Origin of the sequence: Micromonospora sp. WMMD1219 (assembly GCF_049315215.1) — a bacterium.
GTDB classification, from domain to species: domain Bacteria; phylum Actinomycetota; class Actinomycetes; order Mycobacteriales; family Micromonosporaceae; genus Micromonospora; species Micromonospora tulbaghiae.
In genome coordinates this window covers 6,533,671-6,551,562 of the sequence record NZ_CP186057.1, presented here as the reverse complement: position 1 = coordinate 6,551,562, position 17,892 = coordinate 6,533,671, and the positions used below count along the sequence as shown (strand labels likewise).

General features: G+C 71.4%; 13 protein-coding genes. 9 read left to right on the top strand and 4 right to left on the bottom strand.

Going from position 1 to position 17,892, the window contains the following annotated elements:
* Positions 1–10: 10 nt before the first annotated feature.
* The 4 genes from ACN27C_RS30565 to ACN27C_RS30550 form a co-directional block, all read right to left on the bottom strand.
* Positions 11–1,735, bottom strand: coding sequence for a family 43 glycosylhydrolase (locus tag ACN27C_RS30565; protein ID WP_422751690.1), 1,725 nt, complete (start codon positions 1,733–1,735; stop codon positions 11–13).
* A 113-nt stretch (positions 1,736–1,848) separates the two neighbouring features.
* Positions 1,849–4,278, bottom strand: a complete 2,430-nt coding sequence (locus ACN27C_RS30560) for a ricin-type beta-trefoil lectin domain protein (protein ID WP_422749748.1) — start codon at positions 4,276–4,278, stop codon at positions 1,849–1,851.
* A 283-nt stretch (positions 4,279–4,561) separates the two neighbouring features.
* Positions 4,562–5,884 carry a cellulose binding domain-containing protein gene (locus ACN27C_RS30555; RefSeq protein WP_422749746.1) on the bottom strand — a complete coding sequence of 441 codons (1,323 nt, stop codon included), beginning with the start codon at positions 5,882–5,884 and terminating at the stop codon, positions 4,562–4,564.
* Positions 5,885–6,238: 354 nt separating this feature from the next.
* Positions 6,239–7,426, bottom strand: a complete 1,188-nt coding sequence (locus ACN27C_RS30550; RefSeq protein WP_350814983.1) for an ROK family transcriptional regulator — start codon at positions 7,424–7,426, stop codon at positions 6,239–6,241.
* 373 nt (positions 7,427–7,799) lie between these two features.
* On the opposite strand from ACN27C_RS30550, the gene ACN27C_RS30545 reads away from it, so the two are divergent.
* The 9 genes from ACN27C_RS30545 (at position 7,800) to ACN27C_RS30505 (ending at position 17,891) form a co-directional block, all read left to right on the top strand.
* Positions 7,800–8,915: a substrate-binding domain-containing protein gene (locus ACN27C_RS30545; RefSeq protein WP_091427902.1), complete on the top strand. Its 1,116-nt coding sequence runs from the start codon at positions 7,800–7,802 to the stop codon at positions 8,913–8,915.
* Between the two features lie 111 nt (positions 8,916–9,026).
* Positions 9,027–10,019: a phosphotriesterase family protein gene (locus ACN27C_RS30540; RefSeq protein ID WP_252450093.1), complete on the top strand. Its 993-nt coding sequence runs from the start codon at positions 9,027–9,029 to the stop codon at positions 10,017–10,019.
* A complete protein-coding gene (locus ACN27C_RS30535) occupies positions 10,019–10,996 on the top strand; it encodes an ROK family protein (protein WP_120570832.1) in 978 nt (325 codons plus the stop codon). Before ACN27C_RS30540 ends, ACN27C_RS30535 begins: the two co-directional genes overlap by 1 nt.
* The gene (locus ACN27C_RS30530; protein ID WP_422749743.1) at positions 10,997–11,977 is read left to right on the top strand and encodes an ABC transporter permease; all 981 of its coding nucleotides are present in this window, start codon (positions 10,997–10,999) and stop codon (positions 11,975–11,977) included.
* Between the two features lie 19 nt (positions 11,978–11,996).
* Positions 11,997–13,259, top strand: coding sequence for an alanine racemase (locus ACN27C_RS30525; RefSeq protein ID WP_422749741.1), 1,263 nt, complete (start codon positions 11,997–11,999; stop codon positions 13,257–13,259).
* Entirely contained in the window at positions 13,259–14,047 is a 789-nt protein-coding gene (locus tag ACN27C_RS30520; protein WP_422749739.1) for an ATP-binding cassette domain-containing protein, read from the top strand. Before ACN27C_RS30525 ends, ACN27C_RS30520 begins: the two co-directional genes overlap by 1 nt.
* 278 nt (positions 14,048–14,325) lie before the next feature.
* Positions 14,326–15,981: an ABC transporter substrate-binding protein gene (locus tag ACN27C_RS30515; RefSeq protein WP_422749737.1), complete on the top strand. Its 1,656-nt coding sequence runs from the start codon at positions 14,326–14,328 to the stop codon at positions 15,979–15,981.
* Positions 15,982–15,996: 15 nt separating this feature from the next.
* A complete protein-coding gene (locus tag ACN27C_RS30510) occupies positions 15,997–17,007 on the top strand; it encodes an ABC transporter permease (protein WP_128138124.1) in 1,011 nt (336 codons plus the stop codon).
* Positions 17,007–17,891 (top strand): ABC transporter permease, encoded by an 885-nt coding sequence (locus ACN27C_RS30505; RefSeq protein ID WP_091427917.1) that lies wholly within the window; start codon positions 17,007–17,009, stop codon positions 17,889–17,891. Before ACN27C_RS30510 ends, ACN27C_RS30505 begins: the two co-directional genes overlap by 1 nt.
* The last annotated feature ends 1 nt before the right edge of the window (position 17,892 follow it).

Below are 17,892 nucleotides of genomic sequence, written 5' to 3'. Positions count from 1 at the left end.
AACGCTCCTCTCACGAGCCGGTGCAGGTCAGGGACGGGGTGGTCGGCGAGCCGTCGGCGATGAAGCCGAACGTGGTGGAGCCGGACGCGGGCACCGAGCCGTTGTACGCGGCGTTGCTGACGGTCGCGGTGGAGCCGCTGGTGCTCAGCGTGCCGCTCCAGACCTGGTTGATGCTCTGACCACCGGCCAGGTTCCACCGCACGGACCAGCCGTTGAGCGCCGCGGCGCCCGCGGTGACCGTCACCTCGGCCTGGAAACCGCCGGACCAGGAGTTGGTGGTGCGGTAGGTGGCGGTGCAGGCGCCGCCGGTCGGCGGCGGCGTGCTGGGCGGCGGGGGAGAGGAGGGCGGCGGGGTCGACGGGGGGACCGGCGGCGGGGTGCCGCTGAGGCTGGAGGTGAACCACCAGTGGTCGATGTTGAACAGCGAGCCGCTGCCGCCGGTGAACCGCAGGTAGAGGTCGTGGGTGCCGGTGGCACCGCTGACCGGGCAGCTCGGGTTGGTCCAGGTCTGCCAGCCGCCGGTGGGGGTCACCTGGCAGGTGCCCACCAGCGGGCCGGTCACGCTGTCCAGGCGCAGCTCGATGGACCCCCCGCTACCGGCCGAGGCCACCATGGCGGTGAACTTGGTCGCGCCGGCGCCGAAGGCCACACCCTTGACCTTGATGTAGTCGCCGTTGTCGATGTAACCGACGTTCCTCCCGCCCAGGGAGGACGCCTCGGTCTCGACCCCCTGCCCCCAGGCCATCGTCTCGGCCTCCTGCCGGGCGTACGGGTCCAGGGTGCCGACCTGCGGGGCGCCGGTGGTGGTCATGTTGATCGTGGGGATCGAGCCGTCCGCGCCGTAGGAGAACTTCTCCACCGCCACCGACCTGGTGAAACCGCCGCCGCCGGGCAGCGCGCCGTTGTGGTAGAAGAAGTACGAGTTGCCCTTGAAGTCGATGATCCCCGGGTGGTTGGTGAAGCTGCTGCCCTGGGTCGGCATGATCGTCCCGCGGTACGTCCAGGGGCCCAGCGGCCCGGGCGCGGTCGAGTAGGCGACGAACTCGGAGCAGCACCTGGCCGCGAACGCCATGTAGTAGAGGCCGTTGCGCTTGTACACCCACGGGCCCTCCTCGTAGAGGGTGGGCCGGTTCGCGTCTCCGGTCCGCGTCCCGAAGCCCGCGGTGGTCAGCGGGATCTGCGTCGGGCTGCCGGAGTACGAGATCATGTCCGAGTTCAGCTTCACGTACCACAGGCGCGGGTTGCCCCAGTACAGGTACGCCTGGCCGTCGTCGTCGATGAACACGGTGGGGTCGATCTCGCCGTTGCTCACCAGCGGACGCCCGATGGCGTCGCGGAACGGACCGGTGGGGCTGTCCGCCACCGCCACCCCGATGCCCATCTGGCCGGTGGCCCGCACGACCATCGGCACGTACCAGTAGAACTTGCCGTTGCGGTGGACCGCCTGGCCGGCCCACGCGTCCTGCTTGGCCCAGCTGAACGTGGTGAGGCTGAGCGGCGATCCGTGGTCGGTCCAGTTGACCATGTCGTCGGACGAGAAGACCCGCCACTCCTTCATGGTGAACCAGGTCGAGTTGTCCTCGTCGTGGCCGGTGTACAGGTAGACCCGGTTGTTGTACACGAGCGGGGCCGGGTCGGCCGTGTAGATGGTCTGCACGATCGGGTTGTCCGCCCGGGCGACGGTCGGGTTCAGCCCGCCGGCGACGACCGGGGCCAGCCCGAGCAGGGCGAGCATGGTCACGGCCAGCGCGAGCCATCGTCTGGTCCGGCGGTCGGGTCTCCATAGCGTTGAGGTCACAGGTCATCTCCCCGGTAGGCCGATGGGTACGGTCGGCGAAGGTCGGGCCGTCACGCCCGGCTCCACTTCTGGCTGCTGCCGCCGGTGCAGGCGGACAGGACGATCGGGGTGCCGTTGCCGGTACCGCCGCCGTTCGGGCTCAGGCACAGTCCGGACTGGACGCCGGTGATCGTGCCGTCGGTGTTGACGTTCCACTGCTGGTTGGCGCCGCCGTTGCAGTCCCAGATGATGACCCGGGTGCCGGACGAGGTGCCCTGGCCCTCGGCGTCGAGGCACTTGCTGCCGTACACCTGGAGTTGCCGGCTCGACGTCGCCGTCCACTGCTGGTTGGTCCCGCCGTTGCACTCCCACAACGTCACCTGCGTGCCGTTGGTCTGGGCCTGGTTCGGCACGTCGAGGCACCGGCTGGAGTTGGGGTTGAGCCACGCGCCGCTCGTACCCCCGGGGTTGCCGCCCGGGCCGGCGACCACCGACAGGTTGTCGAACTGGGCGGTCTCACCCTGGCTGGTGCCGAAGCCGACCTGGCCGGTGCCGAACGTGGAGTCGGTGGCCGTGCCGACGGTCGTGCCGTCGATGGTGGCGGTGATGGTGGTGCCGGAGAAGCCGAGCGCGAGGCTGTGCCAGCGGTTGGTGCCCAGCGCCGCGACGTTCCCGCTGCGCAGCGTGGTGAGCTGCCCGGCGGTGTTGTTGCGCAGGATGGACCACGCGCCGGAGTCGGTGACCCGGAGGAAGTAGGCGTTGTAGCGGCCGATGGGGTCCAGGTTGGTGCTGCCGACGCGGCCCTGGACCTGGGCGTAGCCGGACTGTTCGAGCAGGACGTCGGCGGAGACCGTGTAGTTGCCCCAGCTCAGGTTCCCGCCGTAGGTGGCCGGGTCGGCGAGGGTCTTCCAGGTGATGGGCGCCTGCGCGGACATCTGACGCAGGCACATGCCGGTCCGGCCGCCGCCGCAGCCGACGATCTCGAACGCGCCCTGCATGTCCTGGAGGTACTTCGGGAACCGCCCGCTGGCGTAGCTGTCGAAGTCGTCGCGGTACGGCAGGCTCAGCGAGCCCTGCGCCGGGCTGGTCGCGGTGCCCTTGCCCTGCCCGGTGGTGGTGGTGACGGTGTAGAGGTGGCCGGGCTGGACGGTGAGCGAGAACGAACCGCCCGACGGGGTGATGTCCGCGCCGCGGACGAAGAAGTCGTTCGGGTTCGTCGAGTTCAGGTTCGTGGACCAGACGTGCACCTGGCCGGTGGACAGCCCGCCGGTGACGTTCATGGTGATCTGCTGGGCCGCTGTGGCGTCCATGGTCTCGACGACAGTGCTGTAGTCGCCGGTGGTGGGTGAGCGCAGCGACACGTAGCTGCCGTTGTTGCGGTTGCCGCCCAGGTAGCCCGAGGAGGAGTCCAGGTAGCGCCAGCCGGGTGCGGTGAACTGCGTGGTGTGCGCGAGCGCCCAGGTGTTCTTGCCGACCGAGTACCAGCCGGACCAGGGCTGGTTGGCCAGGATCAGCCCGACCGTGGACCAGGGCAGGTTCGGGGTGATGGCGGCGATCAGGTCCCAGTTGAGGTAGGCGACCATCCGGCCGTCGATGTAGCCGCGGTTGATGCCGCGCGCGAGCGGCTTGGCGCCGTCGTTGTAGTCCTGGGAGCCGCCCTCGCTGTTCCACAGCGTCTTGCCGGTGGAGGTGGCTGTCGACGAGACGGTGCAGGTGGTCTGCGCGCTGAGGTAGCCGCACGGGTAGTGGCCGCTGAGCACGTCGATGCTGTTGCGCAACGTGGCGTTGCTGGCCACGGCGTTGGCCGGGCCCCAGCTACCGGGGTAGTCGTCCCCGTAGATGATCTTCACGCCGCTGTAGCCGTTGGCGTTCAGCGCCTGACGCAGGCTGATGGTCCAGTTCGCGTCGGTCCGCTTCTCGTTCTGGGCGGCGGTGATGTAGTCCATGGTGAGGTTGTGCTGCCGCGCGCAGCCCAGCCAGTCCACGAAGTAGTTGATCATGTCCTGGGACATGAAGTTGCCGTTGCCGATCCACCCGGGAGCGCCCCAGGGCAGTGCCGCCAGCTTGATGGCGGGGTTGCGGGCCTTGGCCTGCTCCATGATCCACCACTGGTAGCCGCGGTTGCAGTTGAGATCGCCCCGGACGTGTTCGTGGCTCGGCTCCGAGCCGCTGGTGGAGTTGGTGTCGCCGCCCATCTCGACCTTGAGGATCTGCAACGCGGCGCCGTAACCGGGCTTGAACAGGTAGTCCAGGATCTGCCCGCGCTGCGGCTCCGGATAGTCGATCAGCAGCCGGCTGTTGCCGCCGCCGCCGCTGACCGCGCCGACCCCGTCGAACGTCTGGCCGCCGGAGGCGCCGTTGACGGTGATCGTGGTGGCGGCCTGGGCGGGGCTCGCGGCGAACGTGAGGCCGCCGCCGGTGGCGGCCAGGGTGAGAGCCAGGGCGGGAATGACGAGACGCGATGGTCCGGATCGGACGGACCGGGGACGGGGGATCACCATGACGGCTCCTCGGGTACGCGCGGGCGCCCGACCGTCCGGACGGCGCCTCGCGAGTTGTGGGTGGCCGTCGGTGTCAACGCTAACAGCAGCAGTGTGCGGCTCCGAGGTGTCGGTGGTGGTGGCCTGCGGAGTCAAGAATGTTAGCGCAAACATCGACCAGAGTTAATTAGAGCACATCCCGCCGCCCGGCGGGACATCGGTTGTGCCGGCCGGTGCCGGGCCGGGGCGGCGGCATGCCACCCACAGCCCGGCTCCCCGTGCGGGGATCGGCGCTCCGGCGAGGTCAGGGACTGGTGCAGCTGACACCGCTGGGCGCGGTGGCCCCGTTTCCGGTGGCGGTGAACCCGAACGTCGTCGAGCCGTTCGCGCCGACCGTGCCGTTGTAGTCGGCGTTGCGGACCGACACCGAGCCGCTGGTGCCCGTGTTGACGCCGTTCCAGAGGCTGCTGATCGCCTGGCCGGAGGCCAGGGTCAGGCGTACCGTCCAGCCGTTGAGCGTGGTGGCGCCGTTGTTCGCCACCGTGACCTCGGCCTGGAAGCCGCCGGGCCAGGTGTTCACGGTCCGGTAGGTGGCGGTGCAGGCGCCCGGCTCACCGGTCGGCGGCGGGGTGGTCGGCGGCGGGGTCGTGGGCGGCGCGGTGGTCGGCGGCGGGGTCGTGGGCGGCGCGGTGGTCGGCGGCGCGGTGGTGGGCGGCGGCGTGGTGGACGCGAACTGGCTGAAGAACCGCCAGATCTCCCCCGACGTCCAGGTCCGGGAGTCGTTCGGGCTGGACGACCCGTCGACCGGGCTGGGGGTGTGGTCGCCGTCGAACGCGGCCCACTGCACCGGGTAGCCCTCGCGGCAGCCGGAGTACGTGGTGGTGATGTGGGTGAGGCTGCCCCGGCTCGGCTCGCGCGGGCTCTGCGCGGTGCAGCCGTTGTTGCGGACGAACGTGTCGCGCAGCGACCGGCCCATGGAGATGTTCAGCACGCTGTCGTAGATGCCGTGGATGCCGAAGTAGGCGACCGGCTGGGTGCCGCCGTTGCAGCCGCTGAGGTTGGCGCCGGAGATGACGGTGACCGCACGGACGATCGTGGGCCGGGCGCAGGCCACCGCGTAGCTCATCGCTCCGCCGTAGCTCCAGCCGAGCGCGAACCGCTGGCTGGTGTCGACGCAGAGGTCGTTCTCGACCTGCCGGGAGATGTCGTCGAACAGCGTCAGGTCGCGGCCGTTGGTATTGGCCCAGCCGTTGTCGATGCCCTGCGGCGCGACGAAGATCGTGCTGTTGTTCGACAGCGGCAGCAGGCCGTAGTAGCCGGCCGAGGCGACGTTGTTCGCCGAGCCGTTCAGCCAGTGGAACCCGAAGATCAGCCGGTACGGGCGGTTGCGGTCGTACCCGTCCGGGATGCGCAGGATGTAGCTGCGGTTCTGTCCGCCGCTGGAGATGGTGCGCGTCCCGCTGGACAGCGTGGGTGCCTTGCCGCAGCCGGCGGTCGCGGCGAGTGTGCCGTTCGTCGACGCCTGTGCCGTCTCGCCGAGGCCGCCGTTGAGCGCGCCGCCGGCGACCGCCGCGAGGAGCACGGCCGCGGCGGCGATGGATGAGAGAAGCGGTGTTCGTTTCGCCATTGCTTGACTCCTTGCCCTGGGTGGCGGTGCAGGCCGGACCGTCCGTCGATGCCGACGTCGCCTGCGAAGAGGGCGCGGAGCCGCGCGTGCGGCCGGGGCCGAAGTCGTCCGTGGCCGCCTGCGTCGGCGTGCATCGGCGGAGCGGCCCGGACCGGTCACCGACCGGCGGGGCGGCGAGGAAGGTGCCTCGGGTCGCCTTGCCGATTGCGGGGGTGACGGGGAGCGTGCCCTTCGCTCCCGTGCCGGAACATAGCAGGTTATCGATAACATGTTCAACCGGCCGGGCCCGGAGGAGTGCCGGGTGGGCCGCCGGGTGAGCGCTCACAGGAGCGCGGTGCAGGCGTCGCCGCCTGCTCAGGCGCGGTCGGCCAGGGCCGGCAGGTCACAGCCGGCGAGGGCGTCCGGCTGGGGTACGCGGGCGAGGTCCGCCTCGGCGAGCCCGAGCCGCCGGTACGCGGTGTGCAGCGCCGCGACCACGGCGCCCAGCGCGCCGGAGAGGTCGCCGAGTTCGGCGCCGTGCACTGTCGCCTCGGCGGCGGGCACGATCTCGTGCAGCCGGCCGCGCAGCCGGACCAGATCGGGTGTGAGCGCGTGGGAGACGCCGCCGCCGAGGACGATCACCTCCGGTTCGTAGGCGACCACCGCCGCGGTGAGGATGACCAGCAGTGCCTGCTCGACGTACTGCCGGACCGGCACCAGGCGCGGGTCGGCCGAGCGGAACACGTCCGCCGCGTTGTCGAACGACAGGCCGAGCTCGCGGGCGCGGGCGAGGATGCCGGACCCGCTGATGATCCGTTCGAGCGGTGCGCCGAGCGGACCGGCGGGCAGGTGGCCGAACTCGCCGACCAGGCCGCTGCGGCCCCGGAACAGCCGGCGGTCGATGGCGACGCCGGCGCCGAGCCCCGCCCCGATGGTGAGCATCACCGCGGTCTGCGCGTCCCGGGCGGCGCCGAAGCGCAGCTCGCCGAGCAGCGCGTAGTTGGAGTCGTTGTCCACCTCGACCGAGGTGTCCAGGTGCTTCTCCAGCAGCCGCAGGAACAGCGGGTCCTCCACCTGCGGCAGGTTCGGGGCGTTGGACACCGCGCGGTCGCCCTGCCGGACGGCGCCGGGCAGGCCCACCGCGACGCAGTCGAGGCGCTCCCGGTCGGCGCCGACGGTCCGGAGGATCAGGTCGGCCAGCCACTGGGCCAGCCGGGGGGCGTCGTAGCCGGCCGGCGTGGGCACGGTCCGGCCGGTCAGCGGCTTGGCGGCGAGGTCGGCGACGACCAGCCGGACGTTCGAGCCGCCGACGTCGACCCCGCAGACCACGCCGCGTCCGGCGGCGATCGCCACCCGGGTCGCCCGCCGGCCCCGGGTGGTGGTCGGCGCGCCGTCGGTCTCGGTCAGCAGCCCCTCGTCGAGCAGTTGTTCCACGATGCGCGACACGGTGGCGGGGGAGAGGTCGGTCTCGTGGCCGATGGCCGTGCGGCTCACCGGACCGTGGGTCAGCACGTGGGCCAGCACCGTGGACCGGTTCGCCGCCCGGGGTGCTCGAGATTCCACGCCCACCTCCGCCGATTTTCTTTCCGCCCGAATGCTAAAGCCGTGCCGCCTCCCGGGCAACCACCCGGGGCGTGTCGTCCGGTGCCGACGCGTGGCGGGCATCGACGCCCGTCCTCCCGCAGCCTCGCGCGGGCGTGAAAGCCCAGGTCAAGTGCCATGCTGGCGGCTCGAAGCCAGTGGGAGGAATCTCTGACCAGCGCTCTTGACGGAGTGTGATTACCGCGATAATACTTTCACCCTGAACGGAAATAGAGGTCGCTGGCCCCCAGGGACGGCGGCGGGTGCCCCCGCACGCGCCGTGCCGGTCGCATCGGACCCCCGTGTCAGTCCGGAATCACCGGTTCCAGACCCCGTTGCTGTGAAGGGAAGAGCAATGATTCTCAGCCGTAGACGTGGTGCCGCCCTCGGCGCGCTCTGCGCCCTGGCGCTCATGGTCGGCGCCTGCTCGAACGAGACCTCCGGGAGCGGCGGCGCGTCGAGCGGCCCGCGTACCGAGCCCAGCCTGTCGTTCGTCGGCCCCGGCGGCGAGACGCCGACCGCCGCCGACCAGCTCTCGCTCACTCCCGAGGAGCGGCAGAAGGTCAAGGACGGCGAGTACTCCGCCGCCTTCGTCTGGCACGAGGGCTCCGCGCTGACCAAGGCCGTGGAGTCCGGCGTCCGCAAGGAGTTCGACCAGCTCGGCATCAAGGTGCTGGCCAGCACCAGCGCCGAGTTCGACGCCGCCCGGCAGGCCAACAACGTGCAGACCGTCCTGGCGCTCAAGCCCGACCTGATCGTCACCATCGCGGTCGACCCGACCGCGGCGGCTGCGGCGTTCAAGCCCGCCGTGGACGCCGGCGTCAAGCTCGTCGTGATGACCACCCCGCCGAAGGGCTACAAGTCCGGCGAGCAGATCGTCGGCATCGTCACCGCCGACCTGACCGCGTTCGGCAAGGCCAACGCGGAGATGCTCGGCAAGGCGCTCGGCGGCAAGGGCAAGGTCGGCTACGTCTACCACGACGCCGACTTCTGGTTCACCAACCAGCGGGACAAGGCGTTCAAGGACTGGCTGGGCTACCTCTACCCGGACATCGAGATCGTCGAGGAGGCCGGGTTCTCCGACCCGGCGCGTACCGAGGACATCGCCACCGCGATGCTGACCCGCCACGCCGACCTCAAGGGCGTCTACGTCGCCTGGGCCACCGCCGCCGAGGGCGTGCTCGCCGCGACCCGTCAGCAGGGCCGCACCGACGTCAAGATCGTCACGAACGACCTGGAGGCAAACCTCGCCGCCGACATGGTCAAGGGCGGCAACGTCGCCGGCGTCGTCGCCAACGGCTCGACCCGCCTCGGCGAGAACCTGGGCGTCGTCGCCGCGTACGGCCTGCTCGGCAAGAAGGCCCCGGAGCTGGTCGTCGGATCGCCGATGGCCGCCACCAAGGACAACATCGCCGACGCCTGGCGCGACGACTACGGCCAGGAGCCCCCGGCCGAGGTGCTCGGCAACTGACGCCGGGCCGCGAGGTCCGGGGCCTCCCCGAACGGGCCCCGGACCTCGCCGGACGCGGCCCGGCCCACACCGCCGGGCCCGCGACCACCGCGAGACGAGAGGAAGAAGCACATGGGGTACGTCCAGACAGTCCTCGGGCCGGTGGCTCCCGAGTCGCTCGGCCGGGTGCTGAGCCACGAGCACCTCGGCGCGCTGGTGCCCGGGCCGTGGCTGTCCGGCGGCGCCGGGGACGACCGCGCCGACCTCGCCGCCGACGCGGTGAGCGGCCTGCCGGAGCTGGGCTTCGGCACGGTCGTGGACCTGTCCCCGTACGAGGTGGTCGGTCACGACGTGACGCTGCTGCGTGAGGTGGCGCTGCGTACCGGCCTGAACGTGGTCGCCGGATCGGCGATCTACCTGGAGCCGTACTCCCCGGGCTGGGCGCTGACCGCGAGCGTCGACGAGATGCGCGAGCGCTTCGTCGCCGACGCCACGATCGGCGTCGGGGACACCGGAATCAAGGTGGGCATCTTCGGCGAGCAGGCCACCGGCCTGAACGAGATCACCCCGCACGAGGAGAAGTGCCTGCGCGCCGCCGCCCGCGCCCACGTCGCCACCGGCCTGGCGGTGAACACCCACACCACCCACGGCACGATGGCGCTGGAGCAGGTCGAGATCCTGCGCGAGGAGAAGGCCGACCTCTCCCGCGTCGTCATCGGCCACCTGGACATCAACCCCGACCCGGACTACCTGCGGGCCGTGCTGGCCACCGGCGTGAACATCGCCTTCGACACGCTCGGCAAGCAGTTCTGGGACTTCGTGCTCGCCCCGCTGCCGGCGGACCCGCCGGAGGGCGAGTTCGCCAAGCGCGCGTACCACCGGCCCGACCGGGCCCGGCTGGACATGCTCGCCGGGCTGGTCCGGGACGGGTACGCCGACCGGATCCTGCTCTCGATGGACCTGACCGGCGCCGAGGCGTACCTGAACCCGGGCACGCACGGCCGCCTCGGGTACTCGTACCTGGGCGCGGAGATCGTGCCGGGTCTGGCCCGGCTCGGTGTGCCGCCGGAGGCGATCGACCAGATGCTGGTGGCCAACCCGGCCCGGCTCCTGACGGTCGGCTGATGGCCGCGCATCCGCGTCCGTCCGGCTACGTCGCCGGCGTCGACCTCGGCGGCACCAAGCTGCGGGCCGCGCTGGCCGACCTGGACGGTCTCGTCGTGGACGAGCAGGTGCAGCCGACCGACCCCCGGGGCGGTACGGCGGTCGCCGCGCAGATCGACGCGCTGCTGCGCCAGCTGGCCGCCCGGACCGGCATCGACTGGTCCGACGTGCGGGCCAGCGCGATCGGACTGCCCGGCGTACCCGACCCGGCGACCGGCGCCATCGAGCTGTCGCCCAACGTCTCCGACCTGGAGGCCCTCGACGTGCGGGCCGAACTGACCCGCCGGCTGGGCCACCCGGTCGTGCTGGACAACGACGTCAACATGGCCGCCGCCGGCGAGCAGTGGCTGGGCAGCGGGCGTACCCACCGGCACTTCGTGTTCGTGGCGGTCGGCACCGGTGTCGGCATGGGCATCGTGCTCGACGGCGAGCTGGTCCGCGGCGCGCGCGGCGCGGCCGGGGAGATCTCCTACCTGCCGCTGGGCACCGACCCGTTCGACAAGGACAACCAGGTGAAGGGCGCGCTGGAGGAGGCGGTCGCCGGTGCCGCCCTCGCGGCCCGCTACCGGGCGGTGTCCGGCGAGCAGGCGAGCGTGCCCGACGTCTTCGACCGGGCCGCGTCCGGTGACCCGGACGCCCTCGCGGCCATCGACGAGGAGGCGCGGCTGATCGCCCTGGCGGTCGTCGCGGTCACCGCCGTCCTGGACCCGGAGGCGGTCGTCCTGGGCGGCGGCATCGGCTCCCGGGCCGAACTCGTCGAACCGGTCCGGCGCTGGGTCGCCGCGCTCAGCGCGGACGCCCCGTTGATCAAGACCAGCCGGCTCGGAGACCGGGCCGGCCTGCTCGGCGCCGTCGCGGTCGCCCGCCGGGAGGCCGGCGTACGCGACGACGTACCGGCCCACCGGAACACCTCTTTCCAGACAGCGGAGGGACGATAGATGACCCACACGGATGCGGCGGTGAAGACCAGCGCCGCCCCGGCCTGGCGCCGGATCAACTGGCGCGACTACGTGGTCTACATCGGCTTCGCGGTCGTGTTCCTGTTCTTCGCCATCACCCAGGGCGGCAACGGCTTCCTGACCACGAGCAACCTCACCAACATCGTCATCCAGACCGCGCCGATCACGATCATGGCGGTCGGGCTGGTCTTCGTGCTGGCCGCCGGTGAGATCGACCTGTCCATCGGCTCGGTCGTCGCGCTCTCCGCGCTCGTCGGCGCGGTGACGTTGCGCGAGACCGACAGCATGCTGCTCGGCGTGGCCGCGGGCCTCGCCGCCGGCGCGGCGGTCGGCCTGGTCAACGGCGTCTTCGTGACGCTCGTGCGGCTGCCAAGCTTCCTGGTCACGCTCGCCACCATGGGTGCGGTGGCCGGTCTGGCCCGCGAGGTCACCGGCCTCCAGTCGGTGCCGGTCAGCAACGACGCGTTCCTGTCCTTCTTCGGCCAGGGCGAGATCCTCGGCATCCCCGGCCTGGTGCTCTGGTCGGTGGCGGCGGCTGTGGTCGGCTACCTCGTGCTGCGGCAGACCCGGTACGGCGCGCACACGCTCGCCATCGGCGACAACGTCGCGGCGGCCCGGGTCAGCGGCATCAAGGTGATCCGCGTCAAGATCATGGTGCTGATGGGCAGCGCGATGTGCGCAGCGATGGCCGGCCTGCTGTACGCCGGCCGCCTCCAGGGCGCCCGGTACACCCTCGGCGAGGCCGACCTGATGTCCGTGATCGCCGCCGTGATCGTGGGCGGGACCAGCCTCTTCGGCGGCAAGGGCTCGATCATCGGCGCGGTGCTGGGCAGCCTGCTGATGGGCATGCTCAACAACGGCCTGATCCTGGCCGGCCTGTCCGTGTCGCAGCAGATGATGGCGCGCGGCGCGATCATCCTGGTGGCCGTCTCCCTCTCGCTGCGCGAGCGGCGAAGCTGACCCGGAAGGAAGCACACGCATGTTTCTGGACCTGCTGCGACGCCGCAATCCGGGCCTGCTCGCCGCCGCCGCGAACCTGCACGGCAGCGGTGACCTGCCGGCCAACTGCTACGCGCTGGACCTGGACACGGTCGCCGCGAACGCCGCCGCCATCCGGGGCGAGGCAGACCGGTTCGGGCTGTCCGTCTACGCCATGACCAAGCAGGTCGGGCGCAACCCCGACTTCTGCCGGACGATCCGCGACGCGGGCATCACCGAGGCGGTCGGCGTCGACCTCCAGTGCGCGCTCGCCGACCGGCGCGGCGGGCTCGGCATCGGTCACCTCGGCCACCTGGTGCAGATCCCCCGGCACGAGGCCGCTGTCGCCGCCGCGCTCGCGCCCGCGTACTGGACGGTCTTCAACGACGCCAAGGCCGCCGAGGCGGCCGCCGCGAGCGCGGCGGCCGGGCGGGAGCAGGCGCTGCTCGCCCGGATCGCGGCTCCCGGCGACCGGTTCTACCGGGGCCACGAGGGCGGCTGGCCGGCCGAGGAGGTCGTCGCTGTGGCCCACCGGCTCGACGCCCTCGACGGCGCCCGGTTCGCCGGTGTCACCAGCTTCCCGACCCAGCTGTTCGATCCGGCCACCGGGCGGGTCGTGCCGACCCCCAACCTCGGCACCCTGCGGAGCGCCGCCGCCGCGTTGCGCGCCGCCGGGTGGTCGCACGTCGAGATCAACGCCCCGGGTACGACGTCGGCGGCGATCCTGCCCACGCTGGCCGAGGCGGGCGTGACGCAGGTCGAACCCGGTCACGGGCTCACCGGCACCACGCCCTGGCACGCGGTCACCGACCTGGTCGAGGAGCCGGCCGTGCTCTACGTCAGCGAGGTGTCCCACCTGTGGGACGGGCGGGCGTACGTCTTCGGCGGCGGGCTCTACGTCGACCCGGTGCTGGGCCTGGGCGGCACCCGGGCGCTGATCGTGCCCCGGGGCGGTGGTCTCGACGACGCGTACCTGGTCGACGTGGAGATGCCCGCGCCGGAGGCGATCGACTACTACGCGATGGCCGACGTGACCGCGGCGCCGGGCGTCGCGCCCGGCGACACGGTCCTGTTCGGCTTCCGGCCGCAGGCGTTCGTCACGCGGGCGCTGACGGCGGGCGTGACCGGCGTCCGGTCGGGCGCCCCGGCCGTGGCCGGCGTGTACGCCGCCGACGGCTCGGCGCCGATCGGGCTGGACGACATCGACGCGGTCGGCGGCCCCGGCACCGGCAACCACACCGCTCGCAGCGCAGGGAGGGCATGATGAGCACGGTCACCGACAAGACCGACGCGACCAGGGCGGGCGCCCCGCCGCTGCGGTTGCACGGCATCCGTAAGCAGTTCGGCGGCGTCGTCGCGATCGAGCGCTTCGACCTGGAACTGGCCGCCGGCCAGATCACCGCGCTGGTCGGCGACAACGGCGCCGGCAAGTCCACCCTCGTGAAGATCATCTCGGGGGTGTACCAGCCCACCGAGGGCGAGCTGGAGATGCACGGGCGGCCGGTGACGTTCCGGGACGCCTCCGACGCCCGCCGGCAGGGCGTCGAGGTGGTCTACCAGGATCTGGCCCTGGCCGACTCGCAGCCGGTCTACATGAACATGTTCCTGGGCCGGGAGCTCACCCGCGGTCCGCTGCGGCTGCTGGACCGGCGCCGGATGGCCCGGGAGACGCAGGAGCTGGTGGACGCGCTGGACGTACGCATCCCCAGCGCGAAGGCGACCATCCGGGACCTGTCCGGCGGCCAGCGGCAGGCGGTGGCGATCTGCCGCGCCACCCACTGGGCCAGCGGCCTGGTGCTGATGGACGAGCCGACCGCGGCGCTGGGCGTGGCCGAGACCGCCAAGGTGGAGCAGCTGATCCTGAAGCTGCGGGAGCGGGGCGCGGCCGTGCTCGTGGTCAGCCACAACCTGGACCAGGTGTTCCGCATCGCCGACCGGGTGGCGGTGCTGCGCCGGGGGCGCCAGGTCGGCGTCCGCGGCATCACCGAGACCAGCCGCAACGAGATCGTCTCGATGATCACCGGCGCGTCCGAGGAGACCGTCCGCCCCTGACCCGCGCGAACCACCGCGCGAGACGATGACCCCGGGTGTCCCTCCCGGGGTCATCGGCGTTCCCGGCCCCGTTCGATCCGCCGTACGTAACGTTTGTGTGAACCCATGTGAACGCTGACAGCGCGGCTATCCCGCACTTCGGGAGCGCTTTCATTTCGTTGCGCAGCCGTGTTCACTGAACACCGTTCACCCTATTGTTCACTGGTGCTAAATCCGGTAGAACTCCTGGTAGGTCCGCTGCTCGGGCCATCTGCCTCGTGCTTCTAGGAGGACTTCTCATGGCTCGTTCACCCCGTCCGGGCGCCTCCTCGCCCGCGCTCTCCCGCCGCGGCGTCCTGCAGTTGGGCGGCAGCGTCGCGCTCCTGTTCGCCACCGGCGCCTGCGCCGCGGACAGCGGTAACAAGTCCACGGACGGCAAGTCCGGCGGCGCCTCCGCCAAGACGCTGCGCATCGCCGTCTCCAGCTACCTGTCGAGCTGGGACCAGGACTTCGTCGGCTTCGACCTGACCGCGCTGATGCTCTACAAGAACGTCTTCCCGTACCTGATCGACTACGGGGTCACCAACGCCGGCGGAAGCCAGATCCTCGACACCCAGAACATCACCCCGACGTTCGCCGAGTCGTTCGAGCCGGACGCCGAGCAGAAGGTGTGGACGCTCAAGCTGCGCCGCGGCGTGAAGTTCGCCAGCGGCAACGAGATGAAGGCCGCCGACGTCAAGTGGTCGAAGGACCGTGCGTTCGCCGCCCAGGCCAACGTCGCCGGCGTCTACCGCACCATCGGCCTCACCAGCGCCGACCAGGTCAAGGTCGTCGACGACTACACGGTGGAGTTCCACCAGGCGTTCCCCAGCGCGCTCACCCGGCAGATCCAGGCGATCTCGCTGTACGTCTTCGACTCCGTCGAGGCCAAGAAGCACGCCAGCGCCAGCGACCCCTGGGCCAAGGACTGGTTCGCGAAGAACCCGCCCACCGGCGGCTACTTCAACGTCGCCAAGGCCACCCAGGGCCAGGAGATCGAGCTCAGCGCCAACACCGGCTACCCGGGCCCGGACCCGGCCAAGACGCCGACCATCCGGATCTCCGTCGTGCCGGCCGCCTCCAACCAGCGGCTCCAGCTCCAGGCCGGTGACATCGACATCGCCCTGGGCATCAGCCAGCGCGACATCCAGGACCTCAAGAAGGCCCCGGGCATCAAGGTGATCTCGGCGGCCAGCAACCGCCAGGTCGCCATCCAGATGTCGGTCACCGCGGCGCCGTTCAACGACGTGAACGTGCGCAAGGCGCTCGCCTACGCGGTGCCCTACGAGCAGATCATCAACAACGTGTACGGCGGCGACGCCCGCGCGGCCAAGAGCCCGGTCCCGCTGGACATGCCCGGGTACGACGAGAGCGGCTACCCGTTCACCCACGACCTGGAGAAGGCGAAGGCCGCCATGGCCGCCGCCGGCCGGGCGTCGCTCGACTCCGAGCTGGTCTTCGAGGCCGACAACGAGGAGCAGCAGAAGATCGCCGTCCAGGTGCAGAGCGAGGCGGCCAAGGCCGGCATCCGGCTCAAGCTGACCCCGCTCGACCCGGCGACCCTCGGCGAGCGGCGGACCAAGAAGAACATCCCGCTCCAGATCACCTCCGGGCAGCTCTGGGTGGACGACGTCGAGTACATGCTGGCGACGAGCTTCGTCAAGGGCGCCAACCTCAACTACTCGAACTACACCAACCCGGAGATCGAGGAGATCTACGAGAAGTCGCACACCACTGTCGACACGGGCGCCCGCAACGCGCTGTGGAAGCGGGTCCAGGAGATCCTCGCCGCCGACGTGCCGTGGGTGGTCATCTGCCAGCCCAACTTCAACCTGCCCGTCCGGGAATCCGTCGCCGGCTGGGTGCAGCCGATGGACGGCCTCGCCCGCCTGCGCTACCTGAGCGCTTCGGCCTAGGGACGTCACCCACCCATGCGTATCTTCCGGTTCGTCGCCAGGCGACTGCTCCAGCTGATCCCCGTTCTGCTCGGAGTGGTCGTCCTGGCCTTCCTCCTGGTCCGAGTGCTGCCGGGCGACCCCGTCCGCAGCATCCTCGGGCAGAACGCCACCGAGGAGGACGCAGCCGCGGCCCGGGCCCGCTTCGGGCTCGACCAGTCACTGTGGCAGCAGTTCCTCGACTACCTCGGCGGGCTGCTGACCGGTGACTTCGGGACCTCGATCCAGAGCGGCAGCTCCGTGGGCTCGGAGATGGCGCTCCGGGTGGGTCCGACCCTGGAACTCGTGGTCATCTCGGTGACCATCGCGCTCGTGGTGGCGACGGTGCTGGGCATCTGGTCGGCCAAGCGGGCCAACCGGGCCGGGGACCACAGCGTCCGGATCTTCGCGCTGGTCGGCAATTCCGTACCGGAGTTCTGGCTCGGCCTGGTGCTGGTGCTCGTCGGCTACAGCATCCTCGGCTGGTTCCCGGCGCCCAACGGCCGGGTCGACCCGGACACCGGCCTGACCCCGCTCACCGGCGCCGATCTCGTCGACGCCGTCCTCACCGCCAACGGGCCGGCGATCGCCTCGGCCGCGGCGTACCTCGTGCTGCCGGTGCTGACCCTCGTGGTCGGCGTGGTCGCCCCGCTGCTGCGCAGCGTCCGGGCCTCCGCGCTGGAGGTGCTGCACTCCGAGTCGTACGCCGCGGCCAAGGCGCACGGGCTGCGCGACCGGACGCTGCACTACGGCTACCTGCTGCGGGCGACGCTGGTCCGGCTGCCGTCGCTCGCCGCGCTGGTCTTCGGTACGGCGATCGGCTCCACCGTGCTCGTCGAGTACGTGTACTCGTGGCAGGGCTTCGGCCAGTGGGCCCTGCGCGGCCTGCTCTACCGGGACTACCCGGTGGTGCAGGCGTCGGTGCTGGTCATCGCGTTGTGCTACGTGCTGGTGTTCCTCATCGCCGACGTGGTCCACGCGATCCTCGACCCGAGAGTGAGGCTCTGATGGCCGAGCTGCGAACCGTTCCCGACGGTCCCGCCGCCGCGCCGGTGGTCGTGCCCGGCGGTGACCGGGACAGCCGTTTCGCCCGCCGCATGATCATCGCCGGGGCGAGCATCCTGTCGGTGGTCGCGCTGGTGGCGGTGTTCGCGCCGCTGCTGAGCCAGTGGGGCGAGACCGAGATCGACGCGGCGAACACCCTGGTCGCCCCGGGCGGCAGCCACCTGCTCGGCACCGACGGCAACGGCATGGACATCTGGAGCCGGGTGCTCTACGCCGCCCGGCTCGACCTGGGCATCGCCCTGGCCGCTGTCGCGCTCGCCGTGGTCGTCGGCACACTGCTCGGCCTGGTCGCCGGCTACTTCGGCGGCTGGCTCGACGACGTGCTGATGCGGGTGGTCGACATCTTCCAGTCGTTCCCCACGTTCATCCTGGCGCTGGCCGTGGCCGCCCTGCTCGGCAACGGCACGATCAACCTGATCATCACGATCGCGGCGGTGAACGCGCCGGCGTACGCCCGGCTGGTCCGCGCCGAGGTGCGGTCGCTGCGGGAACTGCCGTTCGTGGACGCCGCGATCACCTCCGGGGCGTCGCCGGTCGGCGTGCTCTGGCGGCACCTGCTCCCGAACAGCCTCACCCCGGTCCGGGTCATCGCGCCGCTGAACTGCGGCTGGGCCATGCTCACCCTGGCCGGGCTCTCCTTCCTCGGCCTGGGCGTGAGCATCCCCGAGGCGGAGTGGGGCGCCATGATCAGCCTCGGCGCCGCGGACGTGGTCGGCGGCCGGTGGTGGACCTCGGTCCCGCCCGGCCTGGCCCTGTTCGTCTGCGTCCTGGGGTTCAGCCTGCTCGGCGAAGGCCTGCAGGACCGCGCCAACGCGAAGCGGCGGTGAC

Coding starts and splice junctions, on each gene's coding strand:
- ACN27C_RS30565 (WP_422751690.1), bottom strand. CDS start 1,735: ATGCTCGCCCTGCTCGGGCTGGCCCCGGTCGTCGCCGGCGGGCTGAAC.
- ACN27C_RS30560 (WP_422749748.1), bottom strand. CDS start 4,278: ATGGTGATCCCCCGTCCCCGGTCCGTCCGATCCGGACCATCGCGTCTC.
- ACN27C_RS30555 (WP_422749746.1), bottom strand. CDS start 5,884: ATGGCGAAACGAACACCGCTTCTCTCATCCATCGCCGCCGCGGCCGTG.
- ACN27C_RS30545 (WP_091427902.1), top strand. CDS start 7,800: ATGATTCTCAGCCGTAGACGTGGTGCCGCCCTCGGCGCGCTCTGCGCC.
- ACN27C_RS30540 (WP_252450093.1), top strand. CDS start 9,027: ATGGGGTACGTCCAGACAGTCCTCGGGCCGGTGGCTCCCGAGTCGCTC.
- ACN27C_RS30535 (WP_120570832.1), top strand. CDS start 10,019: ATGGCCGCGCATCCGCGTCCGTCCGGCTACGTCGCCGGCGTCGACCTC.
- ACN27C_RS30530 (WP_422749743.1), top strand. CDS start 10,997: ATGACCCACACGGATGCGGCGGTGAAGACCAGCGCCGCCCCGGCCTGG.
- ACN27C_RS30525 (WP_422749741.1), top strand. CDS start 11,997: ATGTTTCTGGACCTGCTGCGACGCCGCAATCCGGGCCTGCTCGCCGCC.
- ACN27C_RS30520 (WP_422749739.1), top strand. CDS start 13,259: ATGAGCACGGTCACCGACAAGACCGACGCGACCAGGGCGGGCGCCCCG.
- ACN27C_RS30515 (WP_422749737.1), top strand. CDS start 14,326: ATGGCTCGTTCACCCCGTCCGGGCGCCTCCTCGCCCGCGCTCTCCCGC.
- ACN27C_RS30510 (WP_128138124.1), top strand. CDS start 15,997: ATGCGTATCTTCCGGTTCGTCGCCAGGCGACTGCTCCAGCTGATCCCC.
- ACN27C_RS30505 (WP_091427917.1), top strand. CDS start 17,007: ATGGCCGAGCTGCGAACCGTTCCCGACGGTCCCGCCGCCGCGCCGGTG.